The organism is Collimonas silvisoli (assembly GCF_018305005.1).
Taxonomy (GTDB): Bacteria; Pseudomonadota; Gammaproteobacteria; order Burkholderiales; family Burkholderiaceae_D; genus Collimonas; species Collimonas silvisoli.
On record NZ_JAGQEG010000056.1, the window covers coordinates 1 to 16,599 of the forward strand.

15 protein-coding genes are annotated in these 16,599 nt (G+C 54.1%); 10 read left to right on the forward strand and 5 right to left on the reverse strand.

Going from position 1 to position 16,599, the window contains the following annotated elements:
• Positions 1–417: 417 nt before the first annotated feature.
• The gene (locus tag KHU33_RS15650; RefSeq protein WP_268907126.1) at positions 418–1,020 is read right to left on the reverse strand and encodes a PIN domain-containing protein; all 603 of its coding nucleotides are present in this window, start codon (positions 1,018–1,020) and stop codon (positions 418–420) included.
• Between the two features lie 312 nt (positions 1,021–1,332).
• Between KHU33_RS15650 and KHU33_RS15655 the strand changes: the two genes are divergently transcribed.
• The 7 genes from KHU33_RS15655 (at position 1,333) to KHU33_RS15685 (ending at position 10,991) form a co-directional block, all read left to right on the forward strand.
• Positions 1,333–4,716, forward strand: a complete 3,384-nt coding sequence (locus KHU33_RS15655) for a hypothetical protein (protein WP_211464557.1) — start codon at positions 1,333–1,335, stop codon at positions 4,714–4,716.
• Positions 4,717–5,355: 639 nt separating this feature from the next.
• Positions 5,356–5,691, forward strand: coding sequence for a hypothetical protein (locus tag KHU33_RS15660; protein ID WP_211464559.1), 336 nt, complete (start codon positions 5,356–5,358; stop codon positions 5,689–5,691).
• A 527-nt stretch (positions 5,692–6,218) separates the two neighbouring features.
• The gene (locus KHU33_RS15665) at positions 6,219–6,728 is read left to right on the forward strand and encodes a glycine zipper family protein (RefSeq protein WP_211464561.1); all 510 of its coding nucleotides are present in this window, start codon (positions 6,219–6,221) and stop codon (positions 6,726–6,728) included.
• A 137-nt stretch (positions 6,729–6,865) separates the two neighbouring features.
• Complete coding sequence (locus tag KHU33_RS15670) at positions 6,866–7,825, forward strand: DUF932 domain-containing protein (protein WP_211464563.1); 960 nt, start codon at positions 6,866–6,868, stop codon at positions 7,823–7,825.
• Between the two features lie 76 nt (positions 7,826–7,901).
• Positions 7,902–8,903 carry a YqaJ viral recombinase family nuclease gene (locus KHU33_RS15675; RefSeq protein ID WP_230414300.1) on the forward strand — a complete coding sequence of 334 codons (1,002 nt, stop codon included), beginning with the start codon at positions 7,902–7,904 and terminating at the stop codon, positions 8,901–8,903.
• 107 nt (positions 8,904–9,010) lie between these two features.
• Positions 9,011–9,901: a recombination directionality factor gene (locus tag KHU33_RS15680; RefSeq protein WP_211464565.1), complete on the forward strand. Its 891-nt coding sequence runs from the start codon at positions 9,011–9,013 to the stop codon at positions 9,899–9,901.
• Positions 9,902–10,238: 337 nt separating this feature from the next.
• The gene (locus KHU33_RS15685; protein WP_329956068.1) at positions 10,239–10,991 is read left to right on the forward strand and encodes a hypothetical protein; all 753 of its coding nucleotides are present in this window, start codon (positions 10,239–10,241) and stop codon (positions 10,989–10,991) included.
• A gap of 13 nt (positions 10,992–11,004) precedes the next feature.
• Here the strand turns inward: KHU33_RS15685 and KHU33_RS15690 are convergent, their stop codons facing one another.
• Positions 11,005–11,361 carry a helix-turn-helix domain-containing protein gene (locus KHU33_RS15690; RefSeq protein WP_211464569.1) on the reverse strand — a complete coding sequence of 119 codons (357 nt, stop codon included), beginning with the start codon at positions 11,359–11,361 and terminating at the stop codon, positions 11,005–11,007.
• 279 nt (positions 11,362–11,640) lie between these two features.
• On the opposite strand from KHU33_RS15690, the gene KHU33_RS15695 reads away from it, so the two are divergent.
• The 3 genes from KHU33_RS15695 to KHU33_RS15705 all read left to right on the forward strand — a co-directional run bounded on the left by KHU33_RS15695 (position 11,641) and on the right by KHU33_RS15705 (position 12,693).
• Positions 11,641–11,997 carry a hypothetical protein gene (locus KHU33_RS15695; protein WP_211464571.1) on the forward strand — a complete coding sequence of 119 codons (357 nt, stop codon included), beginning with the start codon at positions 11,641–11,643 and terminating at the stop codon, positions 11,995–11,997.
• A gap of 13 nt (positions 11,998–12,010) precedes the next feature.
• Positions 12,011–12,286: a hypothetical protein gene (locus KHU33_RS15700; protein WP_211464573.1), complete on the forward strand. Its 276-nt coding sequence runs from the start codon at positions 12,011–12,013 to the stop codon at positions 12,284–12,286.
• A 65-nt stretch (positions 12,287–12,351) separates the two neighbouring features.
• Positions 12,352–12,693 (forward strand): hypothetical protein, encoded by a 342-nt coding sequence (locus tag KHU33_RS15705; RefSeq protein ID WP_211464575.1) that lies wholly within the window; start codon positions 12,352–12,354, stop codon positions 12,691–12,693.
• A 410-nt stretch (positions 12,694–13,103) separates the two neighbouring features.
• Here the strand turns inward: KHU33_RS15705 and KHU33_RS15710 are convergent, their stop codons facing one another.
• The 3 genes from KHU33_RS15710 to KHU33_RS15720 form a co-directional block, all read right to left on the reverse strand.
• Positions 13,104–13,364 carry an immunity protein Tsi6 family protein gene (locus KHU33_RS15710; protein WP_211464577.1) on the reverse strand — a complete coding sequence of 87 codons (261 nt, stop codon included), beginning with the start codon at positions 13,362–13,364 and terminating at the stop codon, positions 13,104–13,106.
• 92 nt (positions 13,365–13,456) lie between these two features.
• Positions 13,457–13,693 (reverse strand): hypothetical protein, encoded by a 237-nt coding sequence (locus KHU33_RS15715; protein ID WP_092360065.1) that lies wholly within the window; start codon positions 13,691–13,693, stop codon positions 13,457–13,459.
• Positions 13,690–16,455, reverse strand: coding sequence for a hemagglutinin repeat-containing protein (locus KHU33_RS15720; protein WP_211464579.1), 2,766 nt, complete (start codon positions 16,453–16,455; stop codon positions 13,690–13,692). Before KHU33_RS15720 ends, KHU33_RS15715 begins: the two co-directional genes overlap by 4 nt.
• Between the last annotated feature and the right edge of the window lie 144 nt (positions 16,456–16,599).

Genomic DNA, 16,599 nt, shown 5'->3' on the forward strand with positions numbered 1-16,599 from the left:
AAAAGATACATCCTAGCCCTTCCAATGCGTAAGCAATATTGCACCGCAGAAGTTTCCTTACGACATAGTCCGAAACTTGTGGAACGTGGATGACGCGTTAATGCGCATTGGGTCCGTACGACGGCAGGAGCAATGTTAACACTGACGCACGAACTCGAATGACCAATGATCTGTCGTGAGCGGCCGCTCGGAGTGCGGGGTTCAGCGTCGTCTTTGGGCCGGTTCCGGCCCTTCGCATGGCGGACCGAACTAGATTTCGGCCCGACATTACCTGTCAGGTCAAGTTTGAGCTTGTACAGTTAATCTACCGTTCCGTCACTCATTGTTCGTGCTCACACACCAAGCACGTGAGCCACCCAGTCGCCATTGATATCGCGTCCGATCACCGAAAACGATCCAGCATAATACGATTGGAACTCATGGTGGAAATGCGTAGGCAACTTTATTGTCAGTAATGTTTATCGCTCCACGCTTAGATAATTGTTCAAGAAGCCCGTCAAGTTCATCGTCTGCAAGCTGATTGACGAAGAGAGACTTAATAGTGCTCCTAAGTGTCTTGAGAGTTCGAGGCTTCGATGTTTTATTTTTTGCGAGATTGTCGATCACCGCCTCGATTTTCTCTGGGATCGACTTATTGTTCGATATCTTAAGCAACGGAATATCAGCGATTGATGTCGACCGCTGGCAAAATATCTTTTGCACCTTAAGGTGCTTGATTAACGGATCGAAACCAGTGTCTTTTGAAATGACGTGGAAATATGCATCTGGGGTTTCTGTCGCCAATCGCCCGATGTAATACGCGATATGAAAATCGAGCGCGTTACTACCGTTCCCGTCAATCTGAATGTACTCGGCATCAGGTCCGAATACTTGGAGCGCGCGAGCCATCTCCAAAGGTATTTTTGCCTGATTGGCGCCAACAAAAACCTTGATCTTGAATGGGCCACCATTCAACAGACTCATGTTCTTTGGCTGGATATTCTCGAAATCCACTAGCACAAAATTTGTTCTCAAAAACATTCCCCCTGTCAGGGCGGTTCAAATAGCTATCAGCGTTAATGTATCAGCTTGCGAGACCACGCAATCAAATTCCCACCAAAACGTCATGAACACGATACGCGTTTGGCTGCTGAGATTGCAGCACCGCTGTCGACGTGAACCTGAGCGCCCATCATGAAATAACCTGATGCTTGTTAAAATAGCGACGTCGGACAATTAGGAAGCCGGACAAGGAAAGAGTCGGCTTGATGGAGTGAAAGGACAAGCGGATGCACGTCATGTTCAGGTGAACTCTGGCCGGGTTATTCTGGACGGGACATAAAGGAGCGGCACTTGGCAATCAGGAAAAAGAAACAACAGACCAGCAGCGAGTCAAGCAAACCTGTCCCAGATGGGGAAGACCGGAACAATAGCCTGACGGCCTATCGCGCATGGCGTGCCGACTTGATGAAAGAGATATCTAATGCAGTGCGGCGCGATGCCTTCAGCACATGCTCCATATCGCCTGACGATCAGACTGGCAACAACCGTCTGCGGAATGCGCGGCGCCGAGTGACGGCCTTTCGCGAACACATCGCTTGGGAGCTCCAGTCGTCGCAGACAGTCGACCCGGCACACGCGGTACTGATTCGTCGCGCACTGGGCCTGCCGCCCTATCTGCCGTTGAAGCGACATCTATGGATGCTGTTGCCGTGCCTCGTCCTGGCACCGCTGCCTCAGCGTTTTCATTTCTGGTGGTGCCGCGCCGTGCTGGTACACGTGCGTACCTACGAAGGACGGCGGCATGTCTTCGACCGCTTCATCGCTCCGATCCTGCCTGGGCGAGTCCGCTATTCTGAAGGAGCGGACTGCGCCATGCGACAGTTACCGCTCTGTCGTACCGTCGTCGAGTACGAGGACATCTCCTGGCTTGAGCCAGGATTGATCGCCGCGGGTCGCCAACTTGGCTTGCAAAGTGCCAGCGAGATATCGGCTGCATTCCGCAAAATGCGACCGCGGTGCACGACGGACGTGTTACATGCCTTAATCGAAGAAGGCTTGGTTGTGGAAGCAGCGGATCTCGCATGGATCGCGACCGTCAATCTCTATGACTGGCAAGAGCGACGTGAGATAAATGTGACGCGCCTGCGTCCCATGGTCCGCACGCTGATGTCCGCAGGCGTGCCCCGACAGGCAATTATCGGCATTCTGGAACGTCCCTACCAGTACGACGCGGCCAGGTTGGCGGCGACCGTGGCGCTGTTTCGTTCACGCGCCATGACGGACATCGCCGGCCTGCTCAAGGCGCTCGGCGAAAGACTGTGGATCACCACCGACGAACAGTGGCTTTTCGTTCTCGATGAAATCGGTGCCCGTACCACCGACGAGGTCAAGCGCTTGCGCCCCCTGCTGGACATCACAAAACCTGCCCCGGTAGAGGTCATCAGGTGGATGCGTCAGCGTGGTGCTGCGCTCGAAGACTTGACCCGCGCCCAGGATCTTCTGCTGGAATTCACTCGCGTCGGCCAGGCGCCAATGGACAGCCTTGATGTGCTTGCGGCACACGCCGTGCCGATGACGCTGATCGCACATTGTGCGGACTACCTGCTCCGCCGAGATGTTGCGCAGCTTCGTCAGTACTTGGACATCCTCGTCCACCATGGCTACAGCGACGTTGATGCCATTCTCGCGTTCCGCACCTGTTATGGCAGCGTCGGGCCGGTTATGCTGGCAAAGTGGCTCGGGATAGTCGGTTCGCTCAACGACCAGGCATTCGCGGCGCGCATCGCGGACTGGGTTGTGCGAGCCAACGCACGTCCATATCACGAGTCGTTCGCCTATCTGGCCGAGAGGATAACGCTGACAGACCACGACGCCATGGAACAGGCCATGCTCGTGCTGGATCTGAGTCCGGCGCTGGTACGCTACGTGGTGGAGGAACGCGGCATCGGAACGCTGAAGGCACTGCGCGAATGGTACTACACCGATGCCTGGGGAGCCCAGGACTACATGGGCGGCAGCACCTACGACCAAGTCGACCGGATGCTTATGGAGGACGCCTTCCTGCGCAAAAACTTCGCTGTGCTGGAGGGTAACCGCATGTGCCTGCAGGATGCACTGGACCGGCGTGTCCAAACACTCGTCCCGTATCCCCGGCGCGCAAGCGAGGCTGACTGGGCCGCTTATCGGTGCGCGTCCGATGCGGTAATTCGCACTGAGCGTCAAGTGCTCCAACCTGTGCTGGCGGCCGTGCTTCCCAAGACTTATGGTGTGCTGCTGCGCAGCCTGGTCAATGCTGCATGGGATCCTGCTATCGACATCGACCAGCTGCTGAGTTTGTTCAATCCGTTGATTGAGCAACTGATTCAGGGACAGGGACCGACGGGCGACGTGCTGACGGAGCTGGAAACAGAGGCAGTGGCCCTGGTGTACCGGGTACCGCCATCGATCATCCGCGAGCGCTGGTCCAGCGTCATTGGACGGAAGCATGAATGGGCGGCGTCCGTTCGGGGTGGTCCCTATATGATGCAATGGCAACGTCAGACCCGCAGGATATCCCGCCCACTTGATCGCGACAGTCTGCGTGCGCTCGGTGACGCAGCGCAGTACGCCGAACGCTTCGAGCGCCGGTCGGTCATGGATGTCTGCGAGGCTAGCAGACACCTGCGGGCACGGCAACTCAGTGAACCATCGGCAGATACACGGACGTTTCACCGTCATCTGGGGGTGTTACTGGCTGCCGCAGCCAACGACGGCATCGTGAATGACTGGCTGAAGCGGCGTTTTGCATCGTTGGCCCAACTCAGCGACGAGACGGTGGCGGCTGATCGAGAAATCAGCGACCTGCACGATTTCTTTCGTGTAGCCCTGCCTGACGCACTCGCGACACATCTCGACCGGTTTGTCGATCGCTTCGATGACGGCGACGCGCGACATTTGGCGATTCGCCTTGGTGCGGATCGAGACTTGGCAATCGAAGGCCAAGGTCGGGCACTGCTCGGAAGTACGCTGCTGCGGACGAAAGACAAGGCTCTCGATCTTTACCTGCGGTGGAGCAGGCGTGAGAAGAAGAAATTCAAAAACAGTCGCGATGACGCACAGCATCTGTCGCGCATGCACGCATTCGTCTCCACGCATCCGGCGGCCTTCTTCGCAAAGGAGGCCGCCGGCCTCTGCAGTCGGAGCAATACCGCCATGTGGCTAGAACCCCGCCATGCCCATCTTGTGGTGTTCGATCCGCTGAGCCGGACACTGGGCGGACTCGCCATGCTGTATCACGAGGTCATTGTAGACCTTGACCCGACGCGTCCCAGCCTTATCATTCGAGCCATCAACCCCACCGACGCAATGATGGCTGGCCACGACGCAACGTCCATTGTGGACGCATTTTTCACGGTCGCCGTAGAGATCGCACAAGCCCACGGTCTGGCCGGTGTCGCATTTCCCTCGGACGGAGGACAAGATTTTCTGTCCAACCGCAGCGACATTGAACGGGACATCAAACGTCGCTACATCAAGAACGCCGGTCAGGCGCTCGGTTTGGCAAGCAGGCGTGCCGAGCATTCGGCCGGCCTTTGCCTGGGTGAGTCTCCCAGGCCTGTACAACACGAGTTTTATGCCTACGAACATGGGGTGGGCCGTGTCCAGACGCTCTACGTCATCTGGCGTCCTGCGGCGTCGACATCCTCGGAAGTTCGGCAACTTGAAGGTGTGAACGCCTTAGGTCTGGCTCAGTAGGCGCTTCGCCTTGTGCTGCGGCGGGTGGAACAGTATGGACGTCGCTAGCGCTATACCACTGGAATAGTGATAAGACTTGGCGCAGATGTTGCCGGCGTGGTTTGAGAACAGACTGATTGCGCAAAAGATAGTGTACTGGTGGGGGGCTGACACAGCATTGTCGACTGGTGCAGCAGGTGTGTCAGCGACGAGTGGAGCCAAGATCCGCCTCATTGATCTCCTGTGGCCGATAGTAGGTGGTTGAACGCTCCAGCGACAATATCTGGCATTGCGCTCGCACTCGCTTTTTTTTGCCGCGGAGCCGCCGTCAAATATACCCGCAGCCGGTTCCAGCAACTGTCGCTTCCATTCCGTTACTTGGTTCGGACGAACTTCGTATCACCCGATAGTGATGATTAAGAATCGACACTGCAACATACGAATAGTGACTGTCGATGATCGCGGCGCTTAACTTTTCGATGGAATTCCGTTCAATCTCCGAATCAGCGTCCCCCACGTAAACGGCATAGAGAGCAAGGGAGTCCCTTGCTCTCTATGCCCTCATGGCGCCGATTCAAACGAATCTCAGCCATATATCGCCGCCTTGAGAATGGTAATCACCGTTCTCAATTGACACTCTTTAACATTGAAAGCCTCCACATGGATCAGAATATTTTTCTCGCACGGAGCAACACCGTTGCCACGACGCTGACAGAGACTACGTTTTATCCCGTCTTTACAGCAAAAGATGTGATCGATTTAAGCGCTTCGTTTAAATCGCAGCCTATGCTTGCTAAGATTGTCGCTCACAAAAGTTCACACAGCTATGTTCGCTGCTACATCTTCTTTTCCATTGCGCTTGCTGCGTATATCGTGATCGCCATCGGCAACGATGTCGAGGTCGACATGGACCTTGCAATGACCTCCCTCGTCATCTTGTTTTCGATTACCCTCGCCAAAGTGGACTTCTTACGCAGATTGCTTGGCAAACCCTAAAACCAAGTGACGAATCGATCCCCCTCTATTCGTCCGAACACCAACGCAAGCAGCCTTGTAAACAACCAAAGGAACCTAAATGAGGTCATATGACGAGCACATAAATACATGGCAATGCACTATCGAGACGTACACGGCACAGCTAATACGCTGCTACCCATCGGAAGAATCCCGCGTTAGTGCACTGCGTGATGCGGCAGCAGCGGCCCTACTCGCAATTACCACCTACAAGTCACTTCGCGAGAGCACAGAACCAGTTGTCGGCGACGGTTCCGAGTGGTTCGACGTGAACTAACAAACCCTCAGTGCACCCAACTATTTTTACCTATGAGAACCATTGAAAAATGTAGGAACATGAAAATACCTCCATTTTTAGTTACAACCGCAATCACTGTAAGGAGTCCCCATGGGATCAAATAATTCTCCTCTCGAAAGTCTCGCTGCATTTGCCATCGTGTTCGTAGTCGGCGTTCTCTTTACTGCTGGCTTGGGCGCATACGTCGCAAAGATCAAAGGTAATTCGAAACATGCTATTCGACCGAATTAACAAGGAGCATGACAACATGGCAGTCAAATGTCCTCAATGCAAATCCAAACGTATCAATACCTACAACTACGCTAAAAAAACATGCGCCGCCATTGGAACACTAGCCGGTGCTGTAGCTGGTACCGCGGGCTGCATTGCCGGTGCCGAAATTGGCGCTACTGCCGGAATCATAGGCGGCCCCGCCTGCATCGCGATCGGCGGCATTGCCGGGGCCATCATAGGAGGATTGTGTGGTGGGGCCGCTGGCTGTGCTGCAGGTGTGGCCCTGGGTGAAGTAGTCGACGACAATATACTCGACAATTATTATTGTCTGGATTGCAAATACACCTTCAGCAAGAAATGTAGCTCTCTGAATGCCGGCTGTTCTGACAGCGATAGTCCAACACACCCGCCAGATCGTCCGTACAGCCTTGGTCGGGACCGAGATCGAAATTACGATCAAGATCAAGATCCCGAGTATGCGGACGATTACAGACCTGGTTTTGTTTGAACTTATCGTCCTATCCGCTTTTTCTCAATCCGTAGTTCCCCTCTTGTAATTCCCACTTAATACCCTAGGCACCGACCTGTCCCGCTGTTTTATTCAGCGGCATCGTCACGTGCATACAAATCGAAAGGAAATACCCTATGGCACACCTCGTCGAATCTATGGCTTACGTCAATGCCACGCCATGGCATGGCCTTGGCAATCGCCTCACCGCAAAACAACCTCTTGAAGTCTGGGCAGAGCAAGCCGGCATGGCCTTCAATATTCTGGAAACACCAGTTCGCTATATGTCGGAGTCCGCTGGTGCTCTGGGCGCCATCATGTCCTTCCCGGATCAAAAGGTGCTCTACCGCTCCGACAACAAAGCGCCGCTGTCGGTCGTCTCCAACCGCTATCAGGTCGTGCAACCCCGTGAGATTCTGGAGTTTTACCGGGATCTGACAGAGATTTCGGGCTTCGAGCTGGAAACGGCTGGCGTCCTGAAATTCGGCCGAAAGATCTGGGCACTCGCCAAGACCGGTCAATCGGCGACCTTAAAAGGCAACGACACCATCAACGGCTATCTGCTGCTGGCAACCGCTTGTGACGGTACGCTTGCCACGACTGCGCAATTCACCAGTATTCGCGTGGTCTGCAATAACACCTTAGCCGTCGCCCTCGCCAATGGCAACGGTGCCGTCAAGGTACCGCACAGCACCAGCTTCGATCCGCAGGCAGTCAAAAAGCAACTGGGTATTTCCGTCTCGGCATGGGATGCCTTCCTCTATCGCATGAAAACCCTGTCCGAACGCAAGGTCAAATCGCACGAAGCCATGAACTACTTCCTACATGTGTTCACCGATCCAGCCACTACGGCCACCGGCCTCAGCAATGAACGCGCCATGAAGAAAGTCCAGGGGCTGTATGACGGCCAGGGAAAAGGCTCGGAATTCACTTCCTCCGAAGGAACCGCCTTCGGCCTGCTCAATGCCGTCACCGAGTATGTCGATCACGAGCGTCGCGCCCGAAGCCCCGACCATCGTCTGGAAGCAGCATGGTTCGGGCAAGGTGCCACCTTGAAACAAAAGGCGCTGGATCAGGCGTTGCTAATGACCGCCTAGGCAATTCCCACAATCGTCATAACCGCCCGGTCGAGCTTTTACTGCTCGCCGGGCTTTCTTATTTAAGGAGTCGTGTATGGGCATCGCAGAAAGAATGGATGCAGTCAGGGCTGGTCGTCCCGCCTTGAAACTAGTTAAAACGAACAACCTGAGCCGGGACGCCTGGCTGACGTTACGCAAGGGCGGGATCGGCAGTAGCGATGCCGGTGCCGCGGTGGGCCTGAATCCCTATCAATCCCAGCTGGAATTATGGATGGTGAAGACCGGGCGGGACGGTAGTTTGCCTAAAATTGATCCCAACGACGAAACCAGTCCGATGTATTGGGGCACGTTGCTAGAACCTATCGTCGCAGCGCACTACACCAGGCGCACCGGCCACCGCGTCCGAAAGATCAACGCCGTGCTGCAACATCCGGACATTCCCTGGATGCTGGCCAACATCGACCGCGAGGTGATGGGCGTGGCTGACGTGCAGATTCTGGAATGTAAAACGGCTGGCGAATTCGGTGCTCGTCTGTGGCGGGACGGCGTACCGGAATATGTCCAGCTGCAGGTACAGCATCAGCTGGCGGTCACGAACAAAGCTGCTGCCGATGTCTGCGTCCTCATCTGCGGTCAGGAAATCCGGATCTATCGGATTGATCGTGACAATGCACTGATCGCCCGGCTGATCGAATTGGAGCATCAATTCTGGCGCTACGTTGAAACCGATACCCCACCGCCAGCAGACGGCAGTGAGTCCGCCGATATCGCATTGCGCTGCCTGTATCCCCACGACGCCGGCAACACCGTTGATCTCACCCATGACCAGGAGACGTCCGCTGCATTTGCCGACTTGCTTACCATCCGCGACGAAATCGCCAATCGCGCCAAGATTGCGGAAGAACTGAAGCAACGCATTCAGCAAGGCATGGGTGACGCCAGCAACGCCCTGTTTGAAACCGGTGCCGTGAGTTGGAAACGCAGCAAGGACGGCCTCGGGATCGACGTGGAGGCGCTCCTGGCAGACCAACCCGATCTCATCCGACGCTATCCCCTTCTCAAACCCGGCAGTCGCCGATTCCTCATCAGCACGTAATTCCCTCGTAGTTCAACCGAAGTCAGTCGCCCCTCCGCTGGGGCTGTTTGTGCTGCCTGCCCCTAGCGGAAACCGGGGCGGGCTTTGCTATTTCAAGGAATAAAACAATGATTAAAGGATTAGCCATCACGCCGCCGATACTCGGGCGCATTTCCATCGGCAAAATCGTAGAAAAGAACGGCAAGCGATTGCCGGAGAAAGACGATCAATTCACGATCACGACCCAGGTGCAAAACAAGGAAGGCTGGATTCCCCATCCCTACGACGAGGACTTACGCAAAACGCAGGACAACCACAAAATCCGCGCTATCCCGATCCGGCTGCTGTTCAATGAGCCGGATCTTAACTTACGCGCCGAATACTGCCTATTCGACCGTCAAAACGGTCGACCGATCTGTACCGGCAATGGCGAGACGTGCCGGCGCTACACGGCATCGGGAATGGCGTCACTGCCCTGCCCCTCACCGGATAGTTGTGAGCTGGCCAAGGCCGGTTGCAAGCCTTACGGACGCTTGAATGTACGGATCGGCGAGGAAGAAGACGACCTGGGCACCTTCATTTTCAGGACGACCGGCTTTAACAGCATCCGCACCCTGGCGGCGCGGCTCCATTATTACCAGGCGGTATCCGGCAAGTTATTGGCTTGCTTGCCTCTGGCTTTACGATTGCGGGCAAAAACCACCTTCATGAGCCACCGCACACCGATTTACTACGCCGATATTACCGAAGCCATAGCCAATGCGCGGGAACTGCACAACCGACGCTTGGCTGCGGGGTACGACCAAGTGGCGTTAGATGCCGCAGGGATTCAGGGATTTAGCAACGGCGCATTCGAGGACAGTGAGGAGGAAATTCCGGAAATTGTGGAAGAGTTCTTTCCGTCCACTGATGGCGGCAGCGACAACGGAGGCTTGGATACCGCAGGCAACAAGGCCAAACCAAGTCTGAAGGAGAAGCTGGATCAAAAGGCCGTTGGTCGTGACGGAGAATCAACATGACCATCGGCGAACTCCAGTTAGGTGTCCAGCGAACTAACCGTCGGCGGCGATCCCGAAAAAACGGAAAGGGAGAGGATAGATGACGACAGCGCCGCAATACGCACGGCATTCCCGCCTCCGGTCCGGTTGCGTTATCTGGCTGGCGGTCGCCGCGACCTGCACGGCGATCTTCATCTCGGTGCTTGCCGGGTGGCAGCGTGGTGGATGGTTAGTAGAACGGATCGCATGGGTGGCTATCGGCGTGGTACTGGTCGCGAGTGCCCATCTGTTACCTGCGCTGTGCCGATCCGCCTCGCTCGGAGTGCGTTGTGCTGGCAGCGCGCTCTGGGTGGTCTGCATGATTGCGACGTGTTATGGTCACGCGACGTTCTTCCTGCTGTCGCAACAGCACGCCGGGGCGATTCGGGCTGATGCCGTGACTGGAGGAGTCACGGCGCCCCTAGTATCGTCCGGTCGCAACCCTGGGATGATCGCGGCAGAACGGGCAAGAGTCATCACCGCGCTTGCCATCGCCAATGCAAGGCGATGCAGGGATGACTGTCCGGCATTGCGCTTGAGCCGTATCTCGCTGGCGGCAAAGCTCGATGCACTCAACACCGAAGCCGACGAGTCGAGGCGACAACTGGCGATTGACGACCGGCGCACGGATCTGGTGGAGCGTGCCGCTGCCCAGCGTGACGATCCGGTGACAGTCCGACTCGTAGTCTTGCTCGGAACGACGGCGGCACAGGTTGACCTATTGTCAGGAATGGCTTTTGCGGGCGTACTCGAAGGGATAGCCTGTCTGTTCTGGTTCCTGGCGTTTCAAACCCCTACTACAGTAGTCAGCCCAGTCACGCCAATACCAACCCGGCCAGTCACGGCGGGTAACGAGGTAGTCACACCCGGTCAAGCGCCTACCCCGGTGTCAGTCACGTTGCACGATGATCAGCAGGATTCGGAAAGCGAGGTGACACAGCTCGCTCACGATATCGCCGCTGGACACGTGCGTGCGACTGTTGCGGACATCCGCCGCTATCTCGGCTGCTCGCAGGCCCGGGCAGCGGCACTGCGAAGGCAATTCGGCGCATCTGTACGACCAGATGAATAGAGGGATTGAGCGGTCACGGAGAATGCGGATTTTCACTGGGGTCGTTTCCCCCGTGTTCCTCATTTGCCACTTGTTCGGACCGCTCAATCGCCGTTTCCATGATGCCAAACGGATTCCTGCCGTCTAGGCCGCTGAAAAACTCTGACGGCTGCAGTCCCAGTGTGTCGATGATTTTCATGATGTTGATGAGCGACAGATTGTGCTCCCCTCGTTCGATCCCACCCATATAGCTTCGGTCAATCCCGCAGGCGTCGCCGAATGCTTCTTGAGAAAATCCTTGCACTTTGCGTCGGCGCCTGACGACTTCACCGAAAGCGATAAGAACTGGGTGTCGCTCCTTGCCGGGGCTCGGGTTTCGTTTCTTTTCCATATCCCATGGTTCCTTGCTTAGGAATAAAATTCCACGGGATAACATTTCACGGAATATAATTACACGGTATATAGTTACCTTTTTAAGTCGCACTTCGGCAAAATTGGGCGTAAATGCATTCGCGCATATTTCACCAAAACGACCCATAACAAAAATTCAAGCTCCTTTTTAACTTCTATCCATGCGATGAAAAATCTGCAAATCATCAAACTATCCGACCGCCTGCTGCATGTGACAACGGGCGCACCTTTCATTTTTTACAATAATAAGGAGCTGTAAATGGAAACAAATGACGAAAGTATCAGTACTCCCGCCCAAAAACCCAATACAGGCGTGGCACTCTGGGCCATAGCAGCGTTTATTACTGCCATCGTGATGTGCACGCACAATAACTCGGCCATGGTGCTAGGAGCGGGTTTCTTCGCGAAATGCTTTGCCGTTATCGTCGGCACCATTCTCGGACTGCTGGGAGCCCTCGCTGGTGACGCTATCCGACGGTTTGCTCGACCCGACTTCATTTTTACCACCGGTGGGTTCGCCCACTTAATCTGGATAAAAATATTTTGGAGGATCGGCCCGCAGCTAGTTGGATTGTTCCTCGGGGTCGCGCTTGGCAGCAGCCTGGTGCTAAGGTGATCCGGAGCAAACCATGCTACCTAAAACCACCGCCATGCTCGTTGTTGTCTTTTTGTTCGTTGGCTGTTCGAGCAAAAGCGCGAAGGCTAGAGGAGAGTTCCTTTCCGGCTGCGTCCAGTCTGGTACAGCCAAGTCCATCTGCACATGCGTTTATGACCACCTGGAAGATACGTATCGCCCTGAAACGCTTCAGGCGCTAGCCGACCCACACTCAGAAATTCCCGCCAGTGCGATACAGGCCATTGCCACGGATACCTCGAAGTACGCAGCAATGTGTCTGGCGAAATAGCAGCAAACGCTACTCAACTAAAAAATCAGCAACTCATCCAGTTTTAACTCACAAGGAACACGTATATGAAAAAATTGATCGTAGTCGCCGCATTCGGCTTATTCACTTCGTTCGCTGCAAATGCAGCCAGCAATGTTGGGCAGTGCGTCTACCCGAAGACCAATATCGCCAAGAATGGGCATCTCGAATTTAAAAAGCCGGTCTATATTTTTAGCTCTCCTGATGCGGCAAGCACCAAGCAATTGCTGAGCAAGCTCGCCGGCTTCACGATTAAAGGTGAAGCCAAGGGATTCGTGCAATTGGCGACTGTGACGGACTCCAACGACGCCAACCCTGCGCCAAGCCGTGCAATCGGCTGGGCGAAGCTATCGGATTTCAGTTTTCAGGATCTACGCAACTGCAACTGATAGCACCGTAACAGATCAGGAATGAAGCCCAATCGGGGCCGCAAATAACAAGTCCCTCGAATTGGCTGAATTCGAGGGACTTGAGTTGCAAGTTACATTATTTCTTTTTTTTTGTTCACAACATCCTTGAATGCCTTGCCAGCCGTGAATTTGACGGTTCTGATTGCAGCAATCTTGATTCTCCGCGATATCAACCGTTTTACCAACCAGCCGCTTTGCTCATAGGAAGTCAACTTACGAGACGCGGCTTCGATTCCCACCGCCTCCACCATTCTCCTAGTCAACCGCTGACTACAACAAACAACATAAAACATTGTTTTTAAAGGAATTAAAGAAATTTTTAGATCCCCTTTTTGTTGTCAGCGATTGTCGGATATTGCCAGCAAAAAGGCACGGCTGAACTTGATTGATTACATTACTTTCGATCCACTAGCAATCTGATAGAAAATCTCCGCTGCATCATCGTCCAACTGTTCAATCTCCCTTGCTGTCAAGACACCAATCGTAATGTCCTTGAGACGCGAACGGTCGGAGTGTATTCCCTGCTCAAGCTCGATCAAGTACTCGATCTGTTTAGCAACTGATTGAAGCGCAACACTACCCGGATATTTGAAAAGTAATTCGCCACATCTTTTTTGGCCATTTTCTAACAACTTAAATCTCTCGCTCATGACGTAGGCGCCTTTACGAAACGATATACACCTTGAAATTATTAAAATCTTTCATGGCAACTCGACCCGCAGATACCCAGCCTATTAAATCGTTAAATCAATTTACAGGCTTCAAGAAGAAATAATTTCAAAATATTCAAAGCTTGTGCTTCATTTTTAGCCCAAGCCAATTCATTTTTTTGTCCACGCTCCGAGTAATAAATTCGCCATTCTTCGCCAAATTTGTCTAAACAGAACGCCTCATCTTTATCTGCATATAACGAATACGATTCCGCAGGAATATTTTTCCTGATACAAAAATCAATCAGCTCTTGTTTTGTCCAACTCATTTTGGTTCTCCAAGTTTTCCAGTGTCCAAGTAATACTGGACAGAATTCGGTAATTTGTATTGAGTACCTAGGCCTGTTTTACCAAACCAAGGGGTAATGGTGGCAGCTTCCACGTTATTGATACTTCCAGTAATGGAGTATATCGAAGGCGAAGTAGTGGGAGTCGAATTAAGTGCTCGAGACTCCAATGACAAACCTTCGGGAGAAACATAACTGCCACTTGTTTTGCCAAATCGATCAACCAACTTGACAGCATCACCAGTACCAGGCTCAAGTGAAATAATTCTCTGAGTACCTGGAAGTCCGCCATCGTACGGAGGCCACCATGTACTTCCATCTGCACGCTTCCATCCAGATGCCTCCGCCAAAGCTCGCTCGTCTGCAACTAAACCTCTTTCATTAATTGTTAGATCAAGATTTCTATAAGTCCGATTTGCTGTATTTTCAGCAAACGAAGCGTAGGTTTTTGTTTCAGTAGCGACCAATGCTGCACGATTTGCCGTAGTACTCACATCGAACAAACCAACCACGGCATCCGCTGCACGGAAAAGAGACCCGGCAAGTCCCAATGCCAACGACGCTATATTAACGTCTCGCTCGGCATCCCGCTGAAGAGCTTTCTGATACGCCGTTGTCGCTGGGTCACCCAATGCGCCGGCAATTACGTCACCGGTCATACAACCCGCAGCCGGACAATTTGCGACCAACGGAAAATAGGCTTTACCACCTACATTCAACGTCGTGCGATAAGTTCCATCTGGTGCAGGTGGCAACGATTGCGAATAGCTTGTCGACGTGACCGACGACGCGGCGATTGCAGCATCGCTCCAATAATACGGCGATTTGCTGCCGCCCGTCGCCCCTTGCACATAAGCGATAACACCAGGATCGATCGGTGCCAATATTTCAACAAATGTTTTTGAACCAGGTGCTGCAGGCTGGAAACTCGCCGTATCGTAAATCGCTCCCGGTTTGGTTACATCCGCTACCACGTCCACCTTGTCAGCATAGACACTTGTACCGGTGATACCAGCGCGGCGGATCGCATTGTCTATCTGTTCCTGCGTATATTTGCCGTTGCTGGCGTCAGCCAGTTGCTTGCCGAGAGCCTGTTCCTTCGGATGCAATTGCCTGTTGTTGGCATCTACCATCAAGCCAGTGTTAGCTCCAGCATTGGCACTTTGGACGGAGCCACCAGCCAGTGCACCCGATGCCGCGCCAACCAGCGTCGCACCGAGATTCATCATATCGTTATAGGATTTCTGTCCTGCTGGATCTCTGGGATCGTTCACGTATCCCTGGCTAAGCAGGTAGTTGCTCAGGATAGGCGCCATCGCCTCAGCGCCCATTGCTGCCGCAATACCACCAGCAGCGCTGGTGCCACCTATCTTCGCTTCGATCAAGCCAACGATCCCATGCAGCGCCATCTTTTCGAGAGAACCTTCAGCCAAATTATTGGATTGCGCAATATCACCAACGACATTGGTCAACACCGCACCGACGAGATTGGCGGCCCGCTGATTCTCTTGCTGCTTCTGCTGTTGTGCCTGCAAATCCTGCGCCTGCTGCAGCGTCAAGGTATTTGCCAGCGACTGATTCGCCGTAGTTGCATCACGGCTGGTCAGGGTTGTCACATTCGCCTGGCTCTGCGCGTCCTTCGTAACGTCGCCGCTGCCCGTGATCGTAACCTTGGCCGGACTGATCACGCTGTTGGTGTTGCTGGTCTGGTCGCCGCTCTTCGGCATGCCAACATTACCACCGAGATTTCCCAACACGTTACCCATCACGTTGCTGGCGATGCTGCCCGTTGAGGCGCTGACACTGACGCTTTCCGAGTTGGTGTGCTGCGTGTTGGTCAGGTCGCTATAGGTCAAACTGGCCGTTTGCAGGCTGTTCTTGTCCGGCGTGGCCGTGCTGGTAATGGCTGCGCCTTTCAGGTCCGTATTGCCCTTCACCTTGATATCGAAACCATCGCTGCCGGCGGCGATGCCGCTTTGGCCGACCGCGCTTTGGTAGTTGTGGTCAACCGATTGTTTCGCATAGCTGATACTGCCGCTGACCATCTGGCCGACGCAGATCGGGGGAACACAGATACTCAAACTAAAGCCGCCGCTTTCCTGCTTGCTGTCGAAGTTGCTGACATTTTGCAGGGTCCAGATGTTGAGGTCGCCGCCCACATCGGCTGTGACCTTGTTGCCGGCCAGCTGCGCACCCTTCATATTGAGATCGCCGCCGCTCTTGACGCTGAGTTGATTGGTGGCGCTGATCTGCGTATTGTCGTAGGTCGTCTCGGTACCGTTGGAATGCCCCTTCGACACCGATGCGCCAATCTGGAAACTCAAACCGGTCTGCTGGCCGTTGGAGCCAAGGGTAGCGCCAATGCCGGCGCTGCTGCCGCTGTTGGAAGACTGCAGGTCCGCCGTGCTGTTGGCAGCGCTCAGATTGATATTTTTGGCGGCATCCAGACTGATATCCTGCGCCTGCAGCTTGGCGCCTTCCATGCTGATATCACCTTCCCGGCTGGTGATCGCAATGGTATTGGCTTGCGCAGTAGTGCCGCGTGCCTGGGTCGCGCTGTTCTTGCTATCCTGCTTGCTTTGGCTGGTACCGAGATTCACGCTAATGCCAAAACCAGCGCTACTGCTGCTACTCGGATTGGGATCTGTCGCGTCTGCAGAGGAAACGGTCGCAGACGCGCCGCTGACGAGCTTATAGGCGTCAAAACCGGCTTTGAGCGCCAGTTTTGAAGGGATTAAACCCATTTAAGCGTCCCTCTTATGTTGTCAGCGGTTGTCGCATATTGCCAGCACAAAGGCACGTAAAAGACACGCAAAAAGAGCGGAATTTTCCCTCAACGGTTTGCGTTGTTAGTCTGCCGGCGACATGTCGTGCGTTGCCTTCATACA

What these genes read in the sequence shown, in the direction of transcription:
- KHU33_RS15705 (WP_211464575.1), top strand. Translation starts at nt 12,352, where the DNA reads ATGAAAAAATTGATCGTAGTCGCCGCATTCGGCTTATTCACTTCGTTC.
- KHU33_RS15710 (WP_211464577.1), bottom strand. Translation starts at nt 13,364, where the DNA reads ATGAGCGAGAGATTTAAGTTGTTAGAAAATGGCCAAAAAAGATGTGGC.
- KHU33_RS15715 (WP_092360065.1), bottom strand. Translation starts at nt 13,693, where the DNA reads ATGAGTTGGACAAAACAAGAGCTGATTGATTTTTGTATCAGGAAAAAT.
- KHU33_RS15660 (WP_211464559.1), top strand. Translation starts at nt 5,356, where the DNA reads ATGGATCAGAATATTTTTCTCGCACGGAGCAACACCGTTGCCACGACG.
- KHU33_RS15695 (WP_211464571.1), top strand. Translation starts at nt 11,641, where the DNA reads ATGGAAACAAATGACGAAAGTATCAGTACTCCCGCCCAAAAACCCAAT.
- KHU33_RS15720 (WP_211464579.1), bottom strand. Translation starts at nt 16,455, where the DNA reads ATGGGTTTAATCCCTTCAAAACTGGCGCTCAAAGCCGGTTTTGACGCC.
- KHU33_RS15650 (WP_268907126.1), bottom strand. Translation starts at nt 1,020, where the DNA reads ATGTTTTTGAGAACAAATTTTGTGCTAGTGGATTTCGAGAATATCCAG.
- KHU33_RS15700 (WP_211464573.1), top strand. Translation starts at nt 12,011, where the DNA reads ATGCTACCTAAAACCACCGCCATGCTCGTTGTTGTCTTTTTGTTCGTT.
- KHU33_RS15670 (WP_211464563.1), top strand. Translation starts at nt 6,866, where the DNA reads ATGGCACACCTCGTCGAATCTATGGCTTACGTCAATGCCACGCCATGG.
- KHU33_RS15690 (WP_211464569.1), bottom strand. Translation starts at nt 11,361, where the DNA reads ATGGAAAAGAAACGAAACCCGAGCCCCGGCAAGGAGCGACACCCAGTT.
- KHU33_RS15685 (WP_329956068.1), top strand. Translation starts at nt 10,239, where the DNA reads ATGATTGCGACGTGTTATGGTCACGCGACGTTCTTCCTGCTGTCGCAA.
- KHU33_RS15680 (WP_211464565.1), top strand. Translation starts at nt 9,011, where the DNA reads ATGATTAAAGGATTAGCCATCACGCCGCCGATACTCGGGCGCATTTCC.
- KHU33_RS15675 (WP_230414300.1), top strand. Translation starts at nt 7,902, where the DNA reads ATGGGCATCGCAGAAAGAATGGATGCAGTCAGGGCTGGTCGTCCCGCC.
- KHU33_RS15665 (WP_211464561.1), top strand. Translation starts at nt 6,219, where the DNA reads ATGCTATTCGACCGAATTAACAAGGAGCATGACAACATGGCAGTCAAA.